General features: G+C 63.4%; 17 protein-coding genes. 11 read left to right on the forward strand and 6 right to left on the reverse strand.

Going from position 1 to position 17,742, the window contains the following annotated elements; genetic code table 11:
* Positions 1 to 39 precede the first annotated feature (39 nt).
* Together hydA and A3AU_RS0100650 are read left to right on the forward strand one after the other, a co-directional pair.
* The gene (gene hydA / locus A3AU_RS0100645) at positions 40 to 1,491 is read left to right on the forward strand and encodes a dihydropyrimidinase (protein ID WP_027051049.1); all 1,452 of its coding nucleotides are present in this window, start codon (positions 40 to 42) and stop codon (positions 1,489 to 1,491) included.
* 1 nt (position 1,492) lies between these two features.
* Positions 1,493 to 1,870: a hypothetical protein gene (locus A3AU_RS0100650; protein WP_027051050.1), complete on the forward strand. Its 378-nt coding sequence runs from the start codon at positions 1,493 to 1,495 to the stop codon at positions 1,868 to 1,870.
* Positions 1,871 to 1,893: 23 nt separating this feature from the next.
* Here A3AU_RS0100650 and A3AU_RS0100655 read toward each other — a convergent pair whose 3' ends face one another.
* Entirely contained in the window at positions 1,894 to 2,298 is a 405-nt protein-coding gene (locus A3AU_RS0100655) for a cupin domain-containing protein (RefSeq protein WP_027051051.1), read from the reverse strand.
* Between the two features lie 129 nt (positions 2,299 to 2,427).
* Between A3AU_RS0100655 and A3AU_RS0100660 the strand changes: the two genes are divergently transcribed.
* From A3AU_RS0100660 to A3AU_RS0100680, 5 genes are read left to right on the forward strand one after another with little or no spacing between them, the layout of a single operon-like run.
* Positions 2,428 to 3,219: an ABC transporter ATP-binding protein gene (locus A3AU_RS0100660; protein ID WP_027051052.1), complete on the forward strand. Its 792-nt coding sequence runs from the start codon at positions 2,428 to 2,430 to the stop codon at positions 3,217 to 3,219.
* Positions 3,212 to 3,727, forward strand: coding sequence for an endonuclease domain-containing protein (locus tag A3AU_RS01000000134800; RefSeq protein WP_245235395.1), 516 nt, complete (start codon positions 3,212 to 3,214; stop codon positions 3,725 to 3,727). Before A3AU_RS0100660 ends, A3AU_RS01000000134800 begins: the two co-directional genes overlap by 8 nt.
* Positions 3,727 to 4,605: an ABC transporter permease gene (locus A3AU_RS0100670; protein WP_027051053.1), complete on the forward strand. Its 879-nt coding sequence runs from the start codon at positions 3,727 to 3,729 to the stop codon at positions 4,603 to 4,605. Before A3AU_RS01000000134800 ends, A3AU_RS0100670 begins: the two co-directional genes overlap by 1 nt.
* Complete coding sequence (locus tag A3AU_RS0100675) at positions 4,602 to 5,756, forward strand: ABC transporter permease (RefSeq protein WP_027051054.1); 1,155 nt, start codon at positions 4,602 to 4,604, stop codon at positions 5,754 to 5,756. The genes A3AU_RS0100670 and A3AU_RS0100675 overlap by 4 nt, the downstream gene beginning before the upstream one ends.
* 40 nt (positions 5,757 to 5,796) lie before the next feature.
* Positions 5,797 to 6,768, forward strand: coding sequence for an ABC transporter substrate-binding protein (locus tag A3AU_RS0100680; RefSeq protein ID WP_027051055.1), 972 nt, complete (start codon positions 5,797 to 5,799; stop codon positions 6,766 to 6,768).
* A gap of 62 nt (positions 6,769 to 6,830) precedes the next feature.
* Here A3AU_RS0100680 and A3AU_RS0100685 read toward each other — a convergent pair whose 3' ends face one another.
* Positions 6,831 to 7,289 (reverse strand): Lrp/AsnC family transcriptional regulator, encoded by a 459-nt coding sequence (locus tag A3AU_RS0100685; RefSeq protein WP_027051056.1) that lies wholly within the window; start codon positions 7,287 to 7,289, stop codon positions 6,831 to 6,833.
* A 122-nt stretch (positions 7,290 to 7,411) separates the two neighbouring features.
* Between A3AU_RS0100685 and A3AU_RS0100690 the strand changes: the two genes are divergently transcribed.
* Both A3AU_RS0100690 and A3AU_RS0100695 read left to right on the forward strand, forming a co-directional pair.
* Positions 7,412 to 8,695 carry a cystathionine gamma-synthase family protein gene (locus tag A3AU_RS0100690; protein WP_027051057.1) on the forward strand — a complete coding sequence of 428 codons (1,284 nt, stop codon included), beginning with the start codon at positions 7,412 to 7,414 and terminating at the stop codon, positions 8,693 to 8,695.
* 164 nt (positions 8,696 to 8,859) lie between these two features.
* Positions 8,860 to 9,303 carry a CHRD domain-containing protein gene (locus A3AU_RS0100695; protein WP_027051058.1) on the forward strand — a complete coding sequence of 148 codons (444 nt, stop codon included), beginning with the start codon at positions 8,860 to 8,862 and terminating at the stop codon, positions 9,301 to 9,303.
* A 51-nt stretch (positions 9,304 to 9,354) separates the two neighbouring features.
* Here A3AU_RS0100695 and A3AU_RS0100700 read toward each other — a convergent pair whose 3' ends face one another.
* From A3AU_RS0100700 to A3AU_RS0100710, 3 genes are all read right to left on the reverse strand, one after another.
* On the reverse strand, positions 9,355 to 11,004 hold the full coding sequence (locus tag A3AU_RS0100700; protein ID WP_027051059.1) for a thiamine pyrophosphate-binding protein: 1,650 nt from the start codon (positions 11,002 to 11,004) through the stop codon (positions 9,355 to 9,357).
* On the reverse strand, positions 11,001 to 12,194 hold the full coding sequence (locus A3AU_RS0100705; RefSeq protein ID WP_027051060.1) for a CaiB/BaiF CoA transferase family protein: 1,194 nt from the start codon (positions 12,192 to 12,194) through the stop codon (positions 11,001 to 11,003). The genes A3AU_RS0100700 and A3AU_RS0100705 overlap by 4 nt, the downstream gene beginning before the upstream one ends.
* Positions 12,195 to 12,276: 82 nt before the next feature.
* Positions 12,277 to 13,209 carry an alpha/beta fold hydrolase gene (locus A3AU_RS0100710; RefSeq protein WP_027051061.1) on the reverse strand — a complete coding sequence of 311 codons (933 nt, stop codon included), beginning with the start codon at positions 13,207 to 13,209 and terminating at the stop codon, positions 12,277 to 12,279.
* Positions 13,210 to 13,389: 180 nt separating this feature from the next.
* Between A3AU_RS0100710 and A3AU_RS0100715 the strand changes: the two genes are divergently transcribed.
* Entirely contained in the window at positions 13,390 to 14,397 is a 1,008-nt protein-coding gene (locus A3AU_RS0100715) for a ribonuclease T2 family protein (RefSeq protein ID WP_027051062.1), read from the forward strand.
* 119 nt (positions 14,398 to 14,516) lie between these two features.
* Here the strand turns inward: A3AU_RS0100715 and A3AU_RS0100720 are convergent, their stop codons facing one another.
* A complete protein-coding gene (locus A3AU_RS0100720; protein WP_027051063.1) occupies positions 14,517 to 15,803 on the reverse strand; it encodes a GGDEF domain-containing protein in 1,287 nt (428 codons plus the stop codon).
* A 258-nt stretch (positions 15,804 to 16,061) separates the two neighbouring features.
* Here A3AU_RS0100720 and ettA point away from each other — a divergent pair, with 258 nt between their 5' ends.
* Positions 16,062 to 17,711: an energy-dependent translational throttle protein EttA gene (ettA, locus tag A3AU_RS0100725; protein WP_027051064.1), complete on the forward strand. Its 1,650-nt coding sequence runs from the start codon at positions 16,062 to 16,064 to the stop codon at positions 17,709 to 17,711.
* Positions 17,712 to 17,742: the final 31 nt, after the last annotated feature.

A 17,742-nucleotide genomic window follows, 5' to 3' on the forward strand; every position in this document is an offset into this window, starting at 1 on the left:
GCTCGTAAAGAAGCGCGAAGAGAACAAGGGAACAAGAAAATGACCAAAGTCATCAAGAACGGCACCGTCGTCACCGCCGACCGCAGTTGGAAGGCCGACGTGCTGTTCAGCCACGGCAAGATCGTCGCCATCGGTTCGGACCTGCACGGCGACCACGAATACGACGCCACCGGCTGCTATGTCATGCCCGGCGGCATCGATCCGCACACCCATCTCGAAATGCCGTTCATGGGCACCTATTCGGCCGATGATTTCGAATCCGGCACGCGGGCCGCGCTCGCCGGCGGCACGACGATGGTGGTCGATTTCTGCCTGCCGGCGCCGCAGCAATCGCTGCTCGAAGCCTTGCAGATGTGGGACAACAAGACCTCGAAGGCCGCCTGCGACTATTCCTTCCACATGGCGATCACCTGGTGGGGCAAGCAGGTGTTCGACGAGATGGCTACCGTCGTCGACAAGGGCATCACTTCGTTCAAGCACTTCATGGCCTACAAGGGCGCGCTGATGGTGGATGACGACGAAATGTATGCGTCGTTCCAGCGCTGCGCCGACCTCGGCGCGCTGCCTTTGGTGCATGCCGAAAATGGCGATGTGGTCGCCGCACTTTCCCAGAAGCTGCTAGCCGCCGGCAACAACGGCCCCGAGGGTCACGCCTATTCGCGCCCGCCTGAAGTGGAAGGCGAGGCGACCAACCGCGCCATCATGATCGCCGACATGGCCGGCGTGCCGCTCTATGTCGTGCATGTCTCTTGCGAGCAGAGCCACGAGGCCATCCGCCGGGCGCGGCAGAAGGGCATGCGGGTGTTCGGCGAGCCGCTGATCCAGCACCTGACGCTGGATGAGAGCGAGTATTTCGACAAGGACTGGGACCATGCGGCACGCCGCGTGATGAGCCCGCCCTTCCGCAACAAGCTGCACCAGGATTCGCTGTGGGCCGGCCTGCAGGCAGGCTCGCTGCAAGTGGTGGCGACCGACCATTGCGCCTTCACCACCAAGCAGAAGCGCTTCGGCGTCGGCGATTTCACCAAGATCCCCAACGGCACTGGCGGCCTCGAGGATCGCCTGCCGGTGCTGTGGACCCGGGGCGTCAACACGGGACGGCTGACGATGAACGAGTTCGTCGCGGTGACCTCGACCAATATCGCAAAAATCCTCAACATGTATCCGAGGAAGGGCGCCATCGTCGAAGGCGCTGACGCCGACATCATCGTCTGGGATCCGAAGCGAAAGAAAACCATCACTTCGAAGAAGCAGCAGTCGGTCATCGACTACAACGTCTTCGAGGGTGTCGAGGTGACCGGCCTGCCGCGCTTCGTCTTCTCGCGCGGCGAGCTGTCGATCGAGGAAGCTGAGGTCAAGGCCAAGCCCGGCCATGGCCAGTTCGTCGGCCGCGAGCCGAACGCCGCGGTCAACCGGGCGCTGTCGACATGGAAAGACATCACAGCGCCGCGCAAGGTGGAACGCACCGGCATCCCGGCGACGGGGGTCTGAGGTGCGGACTGTTTTTCTCGCCCTTACGGCTGTGGCTGTGCTGACCGCCGGACAGGTCTCGGCCGCGGCCATCGACCTGTCAAAGCCTTATGGCGACAAGTATGGCTGCATCAACAAGAACGGCCAGGAGGTCGCGGCCGATCAGATGCTGCTTTTGACCGACAAGGAGCTGATCACGGCGGCCAGCGCCTGCACCTTCACCGAGACGAAGGCTCAGGCCGACGGTTCGCTGACGGTGAAGGCGGAGTGCGAAGCCGAAGGTGAGGACGGCAAGTCGCCGGCGACCTTCACCATCAAGCGCAGCGCCAAGAACGCCAAGAAACTGTCTGTCGCCGACGAGGACGGCGACGTCATGGGCGAAGTCTCGCGGTGCAAATGACGGCGAGAGCTTTTCCTCCTGCCTCAGGCGACCAGCGCATCAAGTTCCGGCAGCAGGACGACGCTTTCCTGTTCGTTGGGATCGGTGCGGGCAATGACCGCCGAAGAGGGCGCGTTGCTCAAATTGGCCGGCAGATGCGGAACGCCGGCCGGAATGTAGAAGAGGTCGCCGGCCTTGACGACGATATGATGTTCGAGCCGGTCGCCATACCAGGTATGGACCTCGCCGGAGAGCACGTAGATCGCCGTTTCGTGGCTCTCGTGCAGATGCGCCTTGGCGCGGGCGCCGGGCGGCATGGTGAGCACGTGCATGCAGATGCCGGAGGAGCCGACTGACTCGGCGGCGATGCCGGCGAAATAGGTCAGTCCCTGCTTGCCTTCATAAGTGCTTTCGGGGCGGATAAGATGACAAGTTGAATTGGGCGACATCGGGGAACTCCGGGCGTCGATTGAGTGGAACAGGGTCAATGGGACTGGGCGAGTGGAAAACAACATCGCGATAAAAGCAATCGGAATCCGGCCGGCGCGGCAGGGGTGGGAACAGGCAGGCTTCAGCCGATGACGGGAACTTCGCCAGCCGTCGTCGCGGCAAGCAAACTAGGCCTCACGTTCCAGACCAATGACGGGCCGGTGCAGGCGCTGTCCAATGTCGACCTGACCATCGGCAAGGGCGAGTTCGTCTCCTTCATCGGGCCGTCGGGTTGCGGCAAGACCACGCTGCTGCGTGTCATCGCCGACCTGGAGAAGCCGACCTCGGGAACGATTTCGGTCAACGGCATGACGGCGGAGCAGGCGCGCGAGAAGCGTGCCTATGGCTATGTCTTCCAGGCCGCTGCGCTTTTTCCCTGGCGCACCATCGAGCGCAATGTGGCGCTGCCGCTGGAGATCATGGGCCTGTCGAGGGCGGAACAGGCGGAGCGCATCAAGCGCACGCTGGACCTCGTCAACCTCTCCGGCTTCGAAAAGAAATACCCCTGGCAGCTTTCCGGCGGCATGCAGCAACGCGCCTCGATCGCGCGTGCGCTGGCTTTCGATGCCGACCTCTTGTTGATGGACGAGCCGTTCGGGGCGCTGGACGAGATCGTTCGCGACCACCTCAACGAGCAATTGCTGCAATTGTGGGCGCGGACGAACAAGACCATCTGCTTCGTCACCCACTCCATTCCGGAAGCCGTGTATCTGTCGACGCGCATCGTGGTGATGTCGCCGCGCCCGGGTCGCGTCAGCGACATCATCGAATCGACGCTGCCGAAGGAGCGGCCGCTCGACATCCGCGAAACGCCGGAGTTTCTGGCGATCGCCGCGCGCGTGCGCGACGGGTTGCGGGCAGGGCATAGCTATGATGATTGAGGGGGCACAGGACGAGGTTCCTCCTCTCCCCTCCGGGGAGAGGGTGGCCGCGAAGCGGCCGGGTGAGGGGGCGTCGCCGACGCATCCAACCAAGAGGAAGGCCGGGGTTACGGAGCGCGCCCGAGAGCTGCGGCTTGACGAAACCAAGGCCGAATACCGGCTTTGGGGCGAGCTACGGGGGCGTCACCTCAACGGCCACAAGTTCGTAAGGCAAGTGCCACTTGGACCGTTCTTCGCCGACTTTCTCTGCCGCGAGAAGAGCTTGATCGTTGAAATCGATGGCAGCCAACATGCCGAGTCCATGACTGATGAAAGCAGAACAGCTTGGCTGAATCGCAACGGCTACTCCGTTCTTAGGTTCTGGAACCACGAGGTTTTGGCCGAGCGACGAGCGGTGCTGGATACGATACTGGCTGTGCTTGAGGGGCAGATACACTCCCCCTCACCCGACCTCCGCTTCGCTCCGGCCACCCTCTCCCCGGCGGGGAGAGGAGACGGGGAGCGCTGATGGACACCTTCCGTGACAAGCTCATCCCCGTGACCTCGATCCTCGCCGGCGTGGTCGTGCTCTGGTACGTCTTCGCCGTCATCCTCAACTCGCCGTTCCAGCGCGATCTCGACACCCGGGCCAACGAAACCCCCGGCACCGTCGAGTTCATCGGCAAGACGCTGGCGCAGCCCAAGCCGACGCTGCCGGCGCCGCACCAGGTGGCGGTGAATTTCTTCGAGAACACGTTCCTGCGGCCGATCAATTCGAACCGCAGCCTGGTCTACAATGCCTGGGTGACACTGTCGTCGACGCTGCTGGGCTTTGCCTTCGGCACCGCGCTCGGCATCGTCATTGCGGTGGGCATCGTGCATGTGGCGACGCTCGACCGCAGCCTGATGCCATGGATCATCGCCTCGCAGACGATTCCCATCCTGGCGGTGGCGCCGATGATCATCGTCGTGCTGGCGGCTGTCGGCATCACCGGGCTTGTGCCGAAAGCGATGATCTCGACCTATCTGTCGTTCTTCCCGGTGACGGTCGGCATGGTGAAGGGGCTGCGCTCGCCCGAAATCATGCATCTCGACCTGATGCACACCTATAATGCCAGCGCCTCGCAGACCTTCTGGAAACTGCGCGTGCCGGCCTCGGTGCCGTTCCTGTTCACCTCGATGAAGGTGGCGGTGGCCGCAAGCCTAGTCGGCGCCATCGTCGGCGAACTGCCGACCGGTGCCGTCGCCGGCATCGGCGCCAAGCTGCTTGCCGGCGCCTATTACAGCCAGTCGATCGACATCTGGTCGGCGCTGGTTGCCGGTTCCATCGTCGCGGCCCTCCTGGTCATGGTGGTCGGCATTGCCGGACGCATCGTCGACCGCGCCATGGGCGGGAGGCCGGCATGAACTGGCTGAAACCCTCCTGGCAAGCGGTGCTGGCGATCGTGCTCTGCCTGATCGCGGTCGCCCTTGGCGCGATGTCGAAGCCGGAAGCGGCAGCGCTTGCGGACCCGACCACCAGCGTCAACTATCCCTATCTCGGAACCAAGGGTTTGATGCTCGCCCTGGCGATCGTGGCGGCACTGATCTCGATGATCAGGATCCCTTCGCTTGCGGAAGCCGTCGTGCTGTTTGTCGGCGCCCACCTCGTCGCCTGGCTGCTGATCTCGGGCATTACAGGTTTCGAGGGCACGGCACTGACACCATATTTCCTGCTGCTCACGGCCGCGTGGCTGCTCGGCTGGCGCTGCGTGGCGGTGCTGTCCAGCCTTCGCCCGATGGCGAACTCGGCCCGCAACGCGCTGCGCCTGATCATCCCCGCCATTTTCGGCGCCTGGATCTTGATCATCTGGGAAGCGGTGACGCGCGGCGCCGGCATTCCCTTCATCCTGTTGCCGCCGCCGAGCGCCATCGGCGCGCGCATCGCAACTTCGCTGCCTGTGCTCGGCGCCGACGTCCGGCAGACCATCTTCAAGGCGGTGCTGTTCGGCTATGTCGTCGGCAGCGGCGCCGGCTTCATCACCGCGATCCTGGCCGACCGCGTGCCGTTCCTGCGGCGCGGGCTCTTGCCGATCGGCAACATGGTCTCGGCGCTGCCGATCATCGGCGTCGCGCCGATCATGGTCATGTGGTTCGGCTTCGACTGGCAGTCCAAGGCGGCCGTCGTCATCATCATGACCTTCTTCCCGATGCTGGTGAACACGGTCGCCGGGCTCGCCGCGTCAGGCCATATGGAGCGCGACCTGATGCGCACCTATGCGTCGGGCTACTGGCCGACACTGATCAAGCTCAGGCTGCCGGCCGCCGCTCCCTTCATCTTCAACGCGCTGAAGATCAACTCGACGCTGGCGCTGATCGGCGCCATCGTCGCCGAGTTCTTCGGCACGCCCGTCGTCGGCATGGGCTTCCGCATCTCGACCGAGGTCGGGCGGATGAACATCCACATGGTCTGGGCCGAAATCGCAGTTGCAGCACTTGCGGGTTCGGTCTTTTATGGCGTGGTCGCTCTTGTCGAAAGAGCCGTCACGTTTTGGCATCCCTCTGTCCGTGGTGGATAGGGGCGGTGGGTTTAGGGCACTAACTTCAGAGGGTAAAAGAATGAAAAAACTGATTATTCCCGTTCTGGCCGGCGCGCTATCGCTGGCCGCTTTCCAGGCAATGGCCGCCGACAAGGTGACGTTGCAGTTGAAATGGGTCACGCAGGCGCAGTTTGCCGGCTACTATGTCGCCAAGGCCAAGGGTTTCTATCAGGCCGAGGGCCTCGACGTCGACATCAAGCCGGGCGGCCCCGATATCGCGCCCGAGCAGGTGATCGCCGGCGGCGGCGCCGACGTCATCGTCGACTGGATGGGCGGTGCGCTGGCCGCGCGCGAAAAGGGCGTGCCTCTGGTCAACATCGCCCAGCCGTTCAAGAAGGCCGGCATGGAGCTGGTCTGCCCGAAGGATGGCCCGATCAAGACCGAAGCCGACTTCAAGGGCCACACGCTGGGCGTCTGGTTCTTCGGCAACGAATATCCGTTCTATGCCTGGATGAACAAGCTTGGGCTGAAGACCGATGGCGGCCCGGACGGCGTCACCGTCTTGAAGCAGAGCTTCGACGTGCAGCCGCTGATCCAGAAGCAAGCGGATTGCATCTCGGTGATGACCTACAACGAGTACTGGCAGCTGATCGACGCCGGCTACAAGCCGGAGCAACTCACTGTGTTCAACTACTCGGCGATGGGCAACGACCTGCTCGAGGACGGCCTCTATGCGTCGGAAGACAAGCTCAAGGACCCGGCCTTCGAGGACAAGATGGTGCGTTTCGTGCGCGCTTCGATGAAGGGCTGGAAATACGCCATCGACAACAATGACGAAGCGGCAGGCATCGTCATGGACGGCGGTGGCCAGGACGAGAACCACCAGAAGCGGATGATGAGCGAAGTCGCCAAGCTGATCGACAATGCCGATGGCAAGCTCGACCCGGCGACCTATGAGCGCACCGCCAAGGCGCTGCTCGACCAGAAGATCATCACCAAGGAGCCGAAAGGCGCCTACACGACCGCGATCACCGACAAGGCGATCAAGTAAGCCTGGCTGTGAAGTAAGCCCAGTCAGCGACCAACGCCGCGAAAACGGCGCCTCTGGCAGTGTCAGAGGCGCCGTTCTTTTATGGTGTTCATGACGAAGCTGGTCTCTATCGAGGCGACGCATTTGAGCCGTGCGATCTTCTCCTTGATGAAGCGCTCATACTGTTCCAGGCTGCCTGTCACCACCTTCAGCACATAGTCGCGCGAACCGGTAACGAGGTGGCACTCCAGCACCTCTTCCCAGCCGCGGATCGCGTCCTCGAACATGACGATCTCGTCCTCGTTCTGCCGGCTGAGCCGGATGGTGGCGATGGCCACCATGCTCCAGCCGAAGGCGGCGGGATCGACCAGCGTCGTATAGCCCCGGATAACACCGGTCTCCTCCAGCCTGCGCACGCGCCGCAGGCAGGGCGACGGGGACAGGCCGATGCGCTCGGCGAGCTCGTTGTTGGTGATGCGGGCGTCCGCCCGCAATTCACGCAGAATCCTCAGGTCGAAATCATCCGCTATCTTCTGCTTCACTTTCGTCCTCTTGCGGCAGTTTGTTGCCCACATGCAGCCATGCGAGCCCAAGAATAGCAAGGACTGGCTGATCGGGATCGCATAAATTGCGGCAGAATGCCCCTCGAAAAGCAGGAAAAGCCATGACCGCGCCGCGCCCGTCGAAAACCCATATCGGTAACCACAAGCTCCATCCGGAGACGCTGATGCTAAGCTACGGCTTCGATCCGCAGCTTTCCGAGGGTGCCGTCAAGCCGCCGGTGTTCCTGACCTCGACCTTCGTGTTCAAATCGGCGGAGGAGGGGCGCGACTTCTTCGACTACACCTCCGGCCGCAAGGAACCGCCGAGCGGCACGGCGTCCGGCCTGGTCTATTCGCGCTTCAACCATCCCAACAGCGAGATCGTCGAGGACCGGCTGGCGATCCATGAGGGAACGGACGCCTGCATCCTGTTCTCGTCGGGCATGTCGGCGATCGCCACGACGCTGCTCGCCTATGCCCGCCCGGGCGATGTCATCCTGCATTCGCAGCCGCTCTACGGCGGTACCGAGACGCTGTTGACACGCACGCTCGCCGGCTTCGGCATCGACGCCGTCGGCTTCGCCGACGGTGTCGACGAGAAAGCGGTGCGGGCAGCCGCCGATGCGGCGGTTGCGAAGGGGCGCGTTTCGGTCATTCTGATCGAGACACCGTCGAACCCGACCAACAGCCTGGTCGATATCGCGCTGATGCGCACGATCGCCGACGAGATCGGCGCTGGCCAAGGCTCCGCACCGATCATCGTCTGCGACAACACGCTGCTCGGCCCGGTCTTCCAGCGGCCGATCGAGCATGGCGCCGATGTCTCTGTCTATTCGCTGACCAAATATGTCGGCGGACATTCCGACCTGATCGCCGGCGCGGCGATGGGCAGCAAGGCGGTCACCAAGCCGATCAAGGCGCTGCGCGGCGCGATCGGCACGCAGCTCGATCCGCATTCCTGCTGGATGCTTGGCCGCTCGCTGGAGACGCTCTCGATCCGCATGGAGCGGGCCAACGACAATGCGCGCCTGGTCGCCGAATTCCTGCGCGACCATGCCAAGGTCGACAAGGTGCATTATCTGCCGTTCCTCGGTGAGGATACGCCGGCGGGGCGCGCCTATCTCAGGCAATGCAGCGGCGCCGGCTCGACCTTTTCTTTCGACATCAAGGGCGGAGTGAAGGCAGCTTTCGCCTTTCTCAACAATCTGCAGATCTTCAAGCTGGCGGTAAGTCTCGGCGGCACGGAATCGCTCGCCAGCCATCCGGCAGCCATGACCCACTCAGGCATTCCCTTCGAGGTGCGCCAGCGCATCGGCGTGTTCGAGACGACGGTCAGGCTGTCTATCGGTGTCGAGCATCCCGACGATCTGATCGCCGACCTGACGCAAGCGCTGTCGGCGGTCTGACGGCTGCTCCCGCGGACAATGGCAGAGGCGAGCGATCAGCCCTTCTGATGCTGTCCCGGTAACAAAAACGTGTGTCGGGAAACATTGCGCCGCCCAGCCGTTCCGGTGAGGTATGCGCGTGCCGGGGGCAACGACGTATGCGACAAGCCAATCGGAGGTTCTTCATGCGCACACACTCCTTCCTGCCAGTGCTTTCGGCGCTGGCCGTTTCGACCGCTTTCCTGCTCGCATCGCCGGCCATGGCCGAGGTGGTGAAGTACAAGGCGACGCTCGATGGCGGCCAGCAGAACCCGCCCGTCACCACCAAGGGCAAGGGCACCGCCACGCTCACATTCGACACCACCAAGAAGAAGCTCAGCTGGAACGTCAAATATTCCGGCCTCAGCGGACCGGCGACGGCGGCGCACATTCACGGCCCGGCGGCGATGGGTGCGAATGCCGCTCCCGTCATCCCGTTCAAGGGCAAGCTCAAGAGCCCGATCAAAGGGTCGGCAACACTGACGGACGCGCAGGCCGCGGACCTGGCGGCCGGCAACTATTACGTCAACGTCCACACCGCGGCCAACAAGGATGGCGAGATCCGCGGCCAGATCGAGGCCGAGAAGTAGGCGCAAACCGCGTCGACAAAAGGGGCGGGAGACCGTCCCTTTTTTGTTGGATCACGCCTTGTCGCGAATCTGGGTCATCGTCCGTGTCGGCGTGATCGCTTCGGGATCGAGCTTGATCTCGATGATCGCCGGCTTGCCGCTGACGCGCGCCCGCTCGAAGGCTGGCGCGAAATCCGCCGTCTTCTCGACCGTCTCGCCATGGCCGCCATAGGCGCGGGCCAGCGACGCGAAGTCGGGATTCTTGAGATCGGTGGCGACGACACGACCGGGATACTCCCGCTCCTGATGCATGCGGATCGTGCCGTAAATGCCGTTGTTGACGACAATGACGATGATCGGAAGGTCGTATTGGACAGCGGTCGCGAACTCCTGGCCGTTCATCAGGAAGCAGCCGTCGCCAGCGAAAGCAACCACGGTACGCTCGGGAAACAGCGCCTTGGCGGCAACCGCCGCCGGGGTGCCGTAGCCCATCGAGCCGGAGGTCGGCGCCGCCTGCGTGGCGAAACGGCGGGAGCGGTGGAAGCGATGCACCCAGGTGGCGTAATTGCCGGCGCCATTGGTGAGGATAGCGTCGTCAGGCAGCGCCGTTTCCAGATAGTTCATGATCGGCCCCATCTGGACGGCGCCCGGCCCGGTCTCAGGCGGCGTCGACCAGTCGAGATAGGCGGCGTGTGTTTTCGCCGTCTCATCGGCCCAGGATGGCTCGGCTGTGGGCTTGCGCTTGGCGAAAGCCTCGACGAACGCCGAGGGCGAGGCATTGATCGCCAGCGTCGGCCGGTAGACGCGGCCAAGTTCGCCGGCATCGGCGTGGACATGCACCAGCGCCTGGTCAGGATAAGGGCTTTTCAGCAGCGTATAGTCCGAGGAGGGCATCTCGCCCATGCGACCGCCGATCAAGAGCACGACGTCGGCCGCCTTGATCCGCGCCGCCAGCTTGGGGTTGATGCCGATGCCGACGTCGCCGGCGTAATTCGCATGAAGATGGTCGAACAGCATCTGGCGGCGGAAAGAGCAACCGACGGGCAGCGACCATGCCTCCGATATGGCGCGCATGCGCGCCACAGCGTCCTCATTCCAGCGCGTGCCGCCGAGGATGACGAACGGACGCTTGGCGCCGTTGAGCAGCATTTCCAGGGCGTCGAGTTCAGCCCTGCCGGGATAGGTCTCGACCGGGGTGTGGGGAAGGGCTTGCGGTGCCTCGACCTCGCTGGTCAGCATGTCCTCCGGCAGGGAGATGACGACCGGGCCAGGCCGGCCGGACGTCGCCACGGCGAAGGCGCGGGTGACGAATTCCGGGATGCGCGAGGCGTCGTCGATCTCGACCACCCATTTGGCGATGTCGCCGAAGAACCTGACATAGTCCACTTCCTGGAACGCCTCGCGCTCCTTGGCGTGGCTGGCGACCTGGCCGATGAACAGGATCATCGGCACCGAATCCTGCATGGCGATGTGCACGCCGGCCGAGGCGTTGGTGGCGCCGGGGCCGCGCGTGACGAAGCAGATGCCGGGCTGGCCGGTCAGCCGACCCTGGCAGTCGGCCATCATAGCGGCACCGCCTTCCTGGCGGCAGACGAAGGTGCGGATCGCCGAGTCATGCAGCGCGTCGAGCACCGCCAGATAGGATTCGCCCGGCACGCAGAAGATGCGGTCGGTGCCGTTCGCTTCCAGCGCCTCGACGATCAGTTGTCCACCGGTCTTCATTTCGCTGATCTCTCCAGTTCGGCCAGTCTTGCCACTTCAGCAAGGATTTCGTCAGTGTGTTCGCCAAGGCGCGGCGAGGGGCGTTCATAGACCAAAGGCGTGCCGGACATCACCATCGGCGCGCGCACCGAGGGCAAACGGTTGCCGTGGCCGTCATCGAGGTCGAGCCGCATGCCGCGCGCGATCGTCTGCGGGTCGGCGAACATCTGGCCGATCGTGTTGATCGGGCTCGCCGGCACGCTCGCCGCTTCCAGCTTTGCCAGCAACGGACCGCGGTCATGGGTCTTCAGCGCCTCGACGATGCGTTCGCGCAGCTTCACCCGGTTGGCGACCCGGGCCGGATTGGTGGCGAAGTCGGGGTTGGCCGACAATTCATCCAAGCCGACGGCGGCGCAGAATTTGGCGAACTGGCCGTCATTGCCGACCGCCAGGATGATGTGGCCGTCGCGGACCGGCACCACCTCGTAAGGCGCGATGTTCATATGGGCATTGCCCATCTGCACCGGCGACTTTCCGGACACGAGATAGTTGAGGTTCTGATTGCCGAGCGCCGATATCTGCGTGTCGAACAGCGCCATGTCGATGTGCTGGCCGTCACCGGTCTGCTCGGCGTGGCGCAATGCGGCCTGGATGGCGATGACGGAATAGAGGCCGGTGAAGATATCGGAGATGGCGACGCCGGCCTTTTGCGGCTCGCGCCCGGGCTCGCCGGTGATCGACATCATGCCGGCCATGGCCTGGATGATGAAGTCGTAGCCGGCACGCGGCGCGTAGGGGCCGTCCTGGCCGAAGCCGGTGATCGAGCAATAGACGAGGCGCGGATTGATCTTGCGCAGGCTGTCATAGTCCAACCCGTATTTTTTCAGGCCGCCGAGCTTGAAGTTCTCGATCAGGACGTCGGACGTCGCAACCAGCCGGCGCACCGTTTCGGCGCCCTCCGGCGTCGAGAAATCGATGGCGATGGAGCGCTTTCCGCGATTGCAGGAATGGTAGTAGGCGGCCGACAGGTTCTCGCCGTCATGGCTCATGACGAAGGGAGGGCCCCATTTGCGGGTGTCGTCGCCGCCGTCGGGGCTTTCGACCTTGATGACATCGGCGCCGAGATCGGCAAGCAATTGCCCGGCCCAAGGTCCGGCAAGGATGCGGGCGAGTTCGACGACGCGGACGCCTTTCAGCGGAGGTTCGGCCATAAATCACCAGAAATTGGTCGGAAGCGCAGCCTCTATCAACACCTTGTGCTGCTGTCACGGCTCTTGCGATGGGCCAATCCCGTCACCTCTTCAGCACACCGTCGGCCCAGGCGGCAAAATCACCCATGATCACGTCACGGTTCACCTCGTTCAGGCTTTCGTGGCGGGTGTCGGCGTAAACCTTTGAAAGCAGATTCGAAAAGCCCATCTTGCGCATGCGCCCGGCAAGGTGGGTGATGCCCTTGCCATAGTCCGAGGCGGGGTCTTTCTCGCCGCCGACGACGGCGACCGGAAGGTCGCGCCGGACGCCGGCGAAGGCGGCATCCCTGCCGCCGTTGAGCGCCATCGAAACCACGTCGCGCCACATCGACACCGAGGCATCCCAGCCGCACAGCGGATCGGCGATGTATTTCGCCACTTCGGCCTCGTCGCGCGACAGCCAGTCGAACGGCGTGCGGTGGTTGGGCACCGCCTTGCCCCAGGCCTGGAAGGTGAGTTTCGGCAGCCGGCGCGACGGGACGTCGGAGCCCAGCCGCATGCGTTCCCAGGCGAGGATGGCGAGCGCCACCTGCCCAAGCAGGCCTTGTGAAAAATTGCCGTTCCAGATCGCGGCGGCATGGATGCGGGGTGAATGGCCCAGCAGGTAGTTCAGCGCCACCGACGCGCCCATCGAGTGGCCAAAGAGGATGACCGGCAGGTTTGGTTGTTCGCGGGCGATGAGATCGTGGATGGCGTCGACATCGACGATCACCTTGGCCGGGCCATCCCTGTCGGCGAATTGGCCGAGTGGTGCGTCCGGCGCCTTGGTCGCGCCATGGCCGCGATGGTCGTGGACATAGACGTGGAAGCCGCGTGTGGAGAGAAAATCGGCAAAGCGGGCATAGCGTGCGGCATGCTCGGCCAGTCCATGATTGATCTGGACGACGGCGCGTGGCTTGCCGTCAGCCTGCCTGACGAAGAGATTGAGATCGGCGCCAGTCGGCGAGCGGACCACGCGCTGCTGGCTGAATGACATGGCGCCTGATCCCCCTTGCTTTTTTTGTTGGCTTTGTTTGCGCCGCTGCCGATTATGCGTCAATCCGTCATGCCTGCTTTTGCGTGACGATGTTTCTTGCGTTTGGCCAGCAAAATATCGCAATTCTGACATGGAGACAGCTTCAGTCTGTCGCCCACTTCTTCAGCCGGGGATTTGCTCATGCGCATTGGTGTCGTTTTCGGATTGGCCATGCTGGCGATGTCGCTGGCTGGCGCGGCGCATGCCGAAGTCAAGATGAGCGGCACCTTCGTTGCCGACGCTGCCTGTCCGGCAACGCAGGCCATCAAGAACGGCAAGAACCCCGGCAATGTCTCGACCGATGCCGGACAGAGCTACCAGCTGCTTGCCGGCAACAAGGACGCACCGACGCATTATCTCATCCAGGTGCCGGGCGCCGATCCGGAGCGCCGCTGGGTGAAGGTCAGTTGCGGCCATCTGTCGGGCAGCGGCGCCGCCACGGTGCCGGCGGCGCCGGGCGGACAGGGCAAGCCCGCCACCTCGGGAAAGCCCGAATATGTGTTCGCGCTAAGCTGGCAGCCGGCCTTCTGCGAGACCAAGTCGAGCAAGGCCGAATGCAGAGCGCAGAACCCGAACGAGTTCGATGCCACCAACTTCACCTTGCACGGCCTGTGGCCGCAGCCGAACGGCAATTTCTATTGCCAGGTGGCGGCGGGCGACAAGGCCAACGACAATCCCGCCCACTGGAAGGACCTGCCGCCGGTCAATCTCGACGCCGGCACCCGCAAGGAGCTCGATCAGGTGATGCCGGGCACGGCCTCCCAGCTCGAGCGGCATGAGTGGATCAAGCACGGTACCTGCTACGGCAAGACCCAGCAGGAATACTTCTCCGACGCGCTCGGCCTGATGCGGCAGGTGAACGCCTCGCCGGTGCGCGATCTCTTCACCAAGAACATTGGCGGCAAGCTGACGGCGGACCAGATCCGTGGCGCCTTCGATACCGCCTTCGGCGCGGGGGCGGGGGATCGCGTGCGCGTGTCCTGCGTCATCGATCCTTCGAACGGCCGGCGGCTGATCGGCGAACTGACGCTCGGCCTTGCCGGGCCGATCGGCCCAACCAGCTCGCTCAAGGACCTGCTTCTGGCCTCAGTGCCGACCAACAAGGCCGGTTGCCCGACAGGCACCGTCGACGCGATCGGGTTCCAGTAAGCACGCGCGAACGGCTGTCGACCGCCCGTGAAGCACTGCGTTGAAATGGCTGGCGATCACGTTGATGGCGGTCTCGACGTTGTCGTGGATTCGACGCCAGAGAAAATCCCAGACCGGCGCTAGATCTGCGCCGACTTGGTCCAAGCTACCGCCATATCGGCCTCGGGGCCGCCCGGTTCGCCGACGACGCGATCGCGCCCGGTCGACTTGGCCTTGTAGAGGCGCTGGTCGGCGAGCGCGAACAGGTCGGCAAGGCAGCGCGTCGTTTCGCCGACGGTGGAAACGCCGGCGCTGACGGTCAGCTCGAAGCGGCTGGTGACGGCGGATGCCTTGAGCGCGTGGCGAATGCTTTCGCCAAACAGCCTGGCGACCGAATGCGGGCGCGAACTCAGGATGGCGAATTCCTCGCCGCCGATCCGGAAAACCGGGTCTTCGGCGCCGGCCACTTCGCGCAGCAGGACAGCAACCGCTTTCAGTACCTTGTCGCCCTCGGCATGGCCGAAACGGTCGTTGATCGACTTGAAATGGTCGACATCGATGATCAGCAGACTGAGCGGCCTTGCCGTGCGCAGGCTGACCTCGACGGCGGCCTCACCGTCGGCGTCGAAGCGGCCGCGATGCAGAAGGCCGGTCAGGCCGTCGCGGCCGACATGCTCGACCAGCGCTTCATAGCGCTCGCGATAGGTCAGGGTTTCGAAAATATCGGTCAGCCCACGCGGTATCTGGATGTCGCGGGCCTCGAACCATTTGAGGTAGGCGACGAGCATGGCGCTGAACGTCAGCGCCGCCACCATCTTGGCGAACCAGCCGCCGAAAAAAACCGCGACCGGCGCGCCGGCGACGAAATGCAGCGCGGTGAAGAAACCCGCCTGGTCGAAGGTGAGCACGCAGGCGACACAAGTCAGGATGCGCGCGAACTGCGCCCTGCGCAGGTACCGCCCAAGCTTTTCATAGAGCAGGATGATCAGGATGGCGTCGATGAACAAAAGCGTCGTGCCCCAGACCATCAGCCAGCCCATCTCGTCGATGAAGCCGATGTCGGGCAGCTTGCCGTCGGGCAGCGGTGCGATAACGTGCAGGCGCAACAGCAGCACCAGCCAGATCATCAGCGCATTGCCGAGCAGCAGGCCATAGATCGGCTGGCGCACGGTGGCGGCGTCCTCCTTGATGTAGAGCAGGAGCAACATCACCAGCTTGCCTGAAAACAGCACTGCCGAGCCCGGCGAGACCATGCCGAACGGCAAGGCGACGTAAAAGACGCTGGCGAGATAGGTTTCCAGGAAATGCATGACGCCGAGCGCGCAGACGAAGACGCCGAGACCAATGCGCTTGCGGAAGCGGAAAAGCGTCACCATGACGCTGAAGTAGACGATTGCTTCGGCAAGGAGCAGGAAACTGTTCAGCAATGCCGTCGATCCGCTCTTTCGCGCCAGGAATCGCGACCAGCCGGCGACTCCACCCCGATCCTGTTTTGACGCGCAAGGGTTAACCAGAGATTTCAGCGCACCTGGTGACTGGTGGAAAACTTTGGCGGTCAGCACACACTTGTCCGTGTGTTCAGCTTGAACTGGCAAAAGCGATTGCCGTTCGCCGCCGCATCGCCTACATAGCGGCCAACCTCATTCAAATCGGCAAATCCAGTCAGTTTTTCAGGGAAAGCGCGCGTGGCACGCCAGTTCATCTATCACATGTCGGGCCTGTCGAAGGCCTATGGCACCAAGAAGGTGCTCGATAACGTTCATCTGTCCTTCTATCCGGACGCCAAGATCGGCATTCTCGGCCCCAACGGTTCGGGTAAGTCGACCATCCTGCGCATCATGGCCGGGCTCGACAAGGAGTTCCAGGGCGAGGCGTGGCTGGCCGAGGGCGCCACCGTCGGCTATCTCCCGCAGGAGCCGCAGCTCGACCCCAACAAGACCGTGATGGAAAACGTCATGGAAGGTGTCGCCAGGAAGACCGCCATCATCGAGCGCTACAACGAGCTGATGATGAATTATTCCGACGAGACGGCGGACGAGTCCGGCAAGCTCCAGGACGAGATGGACAGGCTCAACCTGTGGGATCTCGAGCAGCAGGTCGAGATGGCGATGGATGCGCTGCAGTGCCCGCCAGGCGATTCCGAAGTGACCAATTTGTCGGGCGGCGAGCGCCGCCGCGTCGCGCTTTGCCAGCTCTTGCTGCGCCAGCCTGACCTTTTGCTGCTCGACGAACCGACCAACCATCTCGACGCCGAGACCACGGCATGGCTGGAAAAGCACCTGCGCGACTATCCGGGCTCGGTGCTGATCATCACCCACGACCGCTACTTCCTCGACAATGTCACCGGCTGGATTCTCGAACTTGATCGCGGCCGCGGCATTCCCTATGAGGGCAACTACACCAGATATCTCGACGCCAAGGCCAAGCGCCTGATCCAGGAAGGCCGCGAGGACGACGCCCGCCAGAAGTCGATCTGGCGCGAGCGCGAGTGGATCCAGTCGTCGCCCAAGGCACGCCAGACCAAGTCGAAGGCGCGTATCAAGGCCTATGAGGAACTGCTCGAGCAGTCGCAGAACCGCAAGCCGACCGACACCCAGATCGTCATCCCGTCGAGCGAACGCCTCGGCAACGTCGTCATCGAGGTCGACGGCCTCACCAAGGGTTTTGGCGACGAGCTGCTAATCGAGAACCTGTCGTTCCGGCTGCCGCCAGGCGGCATCGTCGGCGTGATCGGCCCGAACGGCGCCGGCAAGACCACGCTGTTCAAGATGTTTACCGGCCAGGAAAAGCCGGATGCAGGTACGGTGCGCATCGGCGAGACAGTGAAGCTCGGTTACGTCGATCAGAGCCGCGACGCGCTCGATGGCAACAAGACGGTCTGGGAAGAAATCTCCGGCGGCGCCGAAATCATCAAGCTCGGCAAGCACGAGATCAACAGCCGGGCCTATTGCTCGTCCTTCAACTTCCGTGGCGGCGACCAGCAGCAGAAAGTCGGCAATCTGTCGGGCGGACAGCGCAACCGCGTGCACCTGGCCAAGATGCTGAAGAACGGCGGCAATGTGCTGCTGCTCGACGAACCGACCAACGACCTCGACACCGAAACGCTCGGTGCGCTGGAAGACGCGCTGGAGGCCTACGCCGGCTGCGCCGTCATCATCAGCCACGATCGCATGTTCCTCGACCGCATGGCCACGCACATGCTTGCCTTCGAAGGTGATGCGCATGTCGAATGGTTCGAAGGCAATTTCGAGGAATACGAGAAGGACAAGCTTCGGCGCCTCGGCGCCGAAGCGGCAGCCCCGCACCGCATGACGCACAAGCGACTGACGCGGTAAGGATATCAAGGGGCGGCGAATTTTCTCAGGA

This window comes from Mesorhizobium erdmanii USDA 3471 (genome assembly GCF_000472705.1).
Classification (GTDB): domain Bacteria; phylum Pseudomonadota; class Alphaproteobacteria; order Rhizobiales; family Rhizobiaceae; genus Mesorhizobium; species Mesorhizobium erdmanii.

Bases quoted from the DNA above. Each gene is read 5' to 3' on its own strand.
- hydA (WP_027051049.1), top strand. From the start codon at position 40: ATGACCAAAGTCATCAAGAACGGCACCGTCGTCACCGCCGACCGCAGT.
- A3AU_RS0100655 (WP_027051051.1), bottom strand. From the start codon at position 2,298: ATGTCGCCCAATTCAACTTGTCATCTTATCCGCCCCGAAAGCACTTAT.
- A3AU_RS0100660 (WP_027051052.1), top strand. From the start codon at position 2,428: ATGACGGGAACTTCGCCAGCCGTCGTCGCGGCAAGCAAACTAGGCCTC.
- A3AU_RS01000000134800 (WP_245235395.1), top strand. From the start codon at position 3,212: ATGATTGAGGGGGCACAGGACGAGGTTCCTCCTCTCCCCTCCGGGGAG.
- A3AU_RS0100670 (WP_027051053.1), top strand. From the start codon at position 3,727: ATGGACACCTTCCGTGACAAGCTCATCCCCGTGACCTCGATCCTCGCC.
- A3AU_RS0100675 (WP_027051054.1), top strand. From the start codon at position 4,602: ATGAACTGGCTGAAACCCTCCTGGCAAGCGGTGCTGGCGATCGTGCTC.
- A3AU_RS0100680 (WP_027051055.1), top strand. From the start codon at position 5,797: ATGAAAAAACTGATTATTCCCGTTCTGGCCGGCGCGCTATCGCTGGCC.
- A3AU_RS0100690 (WP_027051057.1), top strand. From the start codon at position 7,412: ATGACCGCGCCGCGCCCGTCGAAAACCCATATCGGTAACCACAAGCTC.
- A3AU_RS0100695 (WP_027051058.1), top strand. From the start codon at position 8,860: ATGCGCACACACTCCTTCCTGCCAGTGCTTTCGGCGCTGGCCGTTTCG.
- A3AU_RS0100700 (WP_027051059.1), bottom strand. From the start codon at position 11,004: ATGAAGACCGGTGGACAACTGATCGTCGAGGCGCTGGAAGCGAACGGC.
- A3AU_RS0100705 (WP_027051060.1), bottom strand. From the start codon at position 12,194: ATGGCCGAACCTCCGCTGAAAGGCGTCCGCGTCGTCGAACTCGCCCGC.
- A3AU_RS0100710 (WP_027051061.1), bottom strand. From the start codon at position 13,209: ATGTCATTCAGCCAGCAGCGCGTGGTCCGCTCGCCGACTGGCGCCGAT.
- A3AU_RS0100715 (WP_027051062.1), top strand. From the start codon at position 13,390: ATGCGCATTGGTGTCGTTTTCGGATTGGCCATGCTGGCGATGTCGCTG.